This window comes from Agriterribacter sp., assembly GCF_035444585.1.
Classification (GTDB): domain Bacteria; phylum Bacteroidota; class Bacteroidia; order Chitinophagales; family Chitinophagaceae; genus Agriterribacter.
The window spans coordinates 1-3,117 of record NZ_DAOMOZ010000340.1 but is presented as its reverse complement, the minus strand read 5'-3'; the positions used below and the strand labels follow the sequence as shown (position 1 = coordinate 3,117).

The following is a 3,117-nucleotide window of genomic DNA, read 5'->3' as shown; positions in this document are numbered from 1 at the left end:
CCTAAGTTTTGCCAATACTTTTTTTGACTCATACCCAACCCCTGAAGGAGCTTTTAGATTCCGGATCTTCCCGATTCACCATTCACCCGCTTACACCAATCCAGAAAAGTGTTATTAAATATATTATACCTGGTTTCCGAAAAATTTATTAAGATGTCCATCGTTCATACAGGATCCCTTTCGGGACAACTGCTCACTAATAATGGCATTTCTGGCACTCTATCCCACCGATCATCTCCACGGTTACACTGTCAATCTTTTTATTCCTGATGTCTTCATGGAATTTTTCATAAATGCTGTAGAATTTATTATCGGTGAACTGCACTTTAGTATCGCGGTGGCAATTGACGCACCAGCCCATGCTCAGATCAGCAAACTGGTGCACTTCGTCCATTTCGGTAATATTTCCATGGCAGGTCTGGCATTGCTGCTGCCCCACCACCACATGCTGGGAATGATTAAAATAAACATGATCCGGAAGGTTATGAATGCGCTCCCATTCAATAGGCTTACCTTCTCCCGTATATTGCTTCTTATCGGGATCCCAGCCGGCATATGAATACAATTTTTGTATTTCAGCCGTACCGTTCACTTCAGAACCATCGGGCCTGAACAATTGGGGACCTTTTGTATACTCATTAATAGCCATATGGCAGTTCATACATACATTAACAGCAGGTATGTTGGCCGATTTTCCTTCCTGCGCACCGCCATGACAATATAAACAACTGATCTGGTTTATGCCTGCGTGCACTTTATGCGAATAAAAGATAGGTTGCTCCGGCTCATAGTTCTGGTGACGGCCCAATCCTATGGCGCCTTGTATGGTATAATATCCGCCAACCAAAAATAACACAATGATCCCCAGCGCTATATACATCTTATTCCGGTAAAAAGGAACAGGTTCCGATGCAGGGATGCCCTCTTTATCATCGGTCATTTTCTTCAGGTTACTGTTTACCTGCAGCAGGGTGAGCGCTATAACTGCCAGTATAAGTGTAAGAACACCAAATAGTAAGGTATCGTCGCTTTTAGGCTCCGGCGCTGCTGTTTCCCCCGTCGCAGGCTTTGCACCACCACCGGGGCCGGCGGCAAAAGTGGTATTTACATAATCAACAATGGCATCTATCTCTCCTTCTGTGAGATCCGGAAAACCGGTCATCAATATCCCGTTGTGCGAATCTTTTAAGCCTTGCGTGTATGGATCATTGGCCATAAACGCGGCAGGATTATGGATCCATGCATATAGTTTCTTCCTGTCGCCCCAGGGGCCGCGGTCTTCCATTCCGCCCAAAGCAGGACCGGTAGAATTTTTAAAAACATTATGACATGCGGCGCATTTTGAATTAAAAATGGCCTTACCATCCTGCGCATTGGCTGTAGTAACCAAAAAAGAGAGGGAAAAAACAAACGCTGATCCAAATATTAGTTTCTTTACAGTTGATCGTTGGTAGCTCATTATATCCCGGAGTTTGTGTTGAGGTGAACATTTTCCCGTACGGCTGCAAAAATAGGCCAAGACGCTGACAAAATATTAACATTTCCGAAAAAAATTTTCCCTGTTGCGGCCTGGATTTCAGCGTTTTTCTACTACGGCTTATAAATTTTTGTCATGTTTTTGTAAGTTCGTTTACACTTTATATTTAGCTTATGTAAAATATTGGCCTTTCCCGCTTTTTATGCAATTTGCAGGTATTCATGCTCAGGCAACTTCAAAAGAAATGGGGCGTAAGCAATACGCAGTTTTTAGTGATACTGTGTGTATTTGCTATTACGGGAACCACTACAGCTTATATTACCGGGGTAATTACAACGTGGGCAGGCTTTACTGAAGATACTTTCTGGTTATGGAGATTTTTACTCCGTCTGGCCATTCTGATATTCGGCTACCAGGCCATTTTGCTGACAGTTGCATTTTTATTCGGGCAGTTCCCTTTTTTCTGGAAATATGAAAAGAAGATTTTGAAACGGATAGGAATAAAGGTGGAAGGGGTAAGGAGTAAGGCAGAGGGACACCACAATCAGAAATTTCAAACCTGCCTCGCCGGCAGGCAGGTCTCAAATATCAAATTACAAACGGTTCATATCGCCATTTTTGCCTCCGGAACCGGCAGCAACGCTCAAAAAATCATAGATCATTTCCGGGATGACCCTTCTGTTGCGGTAAGCCTGGTAGTAAGCAACAAGCCTGCAGCGGGGGTGCTGAACATTGCCGAAAGGGAAAATATCCCTTCGCTGAGCATTGAAAAAGAGCGCTTTTTCAGGGGGGATGCTTATGTGAGCGAATTGAAAACGAGGAATATACAATGGATCATTCTCGCTGGTTTTTTATGGAAGGTACCAACCTCCCTCATACATGCTTTCCCGGGCAGGATCATCAATATACACCCGGCCCTTTTACCGAAATATGGCGGGAAAGGCATGTACGGTCATTTTGTTCATGAGGCAGTGATCGGCGCCAAAGAAAAAGAAAGCGGTATCACCATACATTATGTAGACGAGCAATTTGACCACGGCAGGCACATCTTCCAGCTCAGTTGCCCCGTAAATGAAACGGATACGCCCGAAACCCTGGCCCAAAAAATACAGGTGCTGGAACATAAGCATTACCCGGAAGTGATAGCGGGGTTGATAAATGATAATTTGAAAATTGAGGGAATTTGAAAATGAGGGAATATTTTCTAAACGGCCGGCACCCGACACAGGAGGTCAGACCGTGCCTTGATTTCACCGTCTTTGCGGAATCTTTTATGCGGCGCTTCTGATTTAGAACTTACCGCTTCTGATTTTTCTGACCCGGCAGGCAGGGTTGGTGGTTGTTTTGGATTTTCCTGTATTCTTTCGGATTTCAAAATTCCCGGCTCCGGACTTTACTTACTTTAATTCACCAGCTTATCAATCTTCTCCGATAATTTCCTGTCTTTTTCCGTAACAATATCACCGGCATCGTGCGTATTCAGCCAGATCTCTACCTTGTTGTACACATTGGTCCATAAAGGATGGTGATCCATTTTTTCAGCTTCAAGCGCTACCCTTGTCATAAAAGCAAATGCTTCGGAAAAGTTTTTGAATTCAAACTTTTTATACAGTTGGTTGTTTTCTTCTTTCCACATGATG

3 protein-coding genes are annotated in these 3,117 nt (G+C 43.8%); 1 reads left to right on the top strand and 2 read right to left on the bottom strand.

All coding sequences use genetic code 11. The features are described from left to right. Positions 1-196: 196 nt before the first annotated feature. Entirely contained in the window at positions 197-1,459 is a 1,263-nt protein-coding gene (locus tag PLH26_RS21190) for a c-type cytochrome (protein WP_324588012.1), read from the bottom strand. A gap of 239 nt (positions 1,460-1,698) precedes the next feature. On the opposite strand from PLH26_RS21190, the gene purN reads away from it, so the two are divergent. Further along, on the top strand, positions 1,699-2,664 hold the full coding sequence (purN, locus tag PLH26_RS21185; protein WP_324588011.1) for a phosphoribosylglycinamide formyltransferase: 966 nt from the start codon (positions 1,699-1,701) through the stop codon (positions 2,662-2,664). Positions 2,665-2,879: 215 nt separating this feature from the next. Here the strand turns inward: purN and PLH26_RS21180 are convergent. After that, positions 2,880-3,117, bottom strand: a 238-nt coding sequence (locus tag PLH26_RS21180; protein ID WP_324588010.1) for a 4a-hydroxytetrahydrobiopterin dehydratase, incomplete at its 5' end; no start/stop codon positions are given.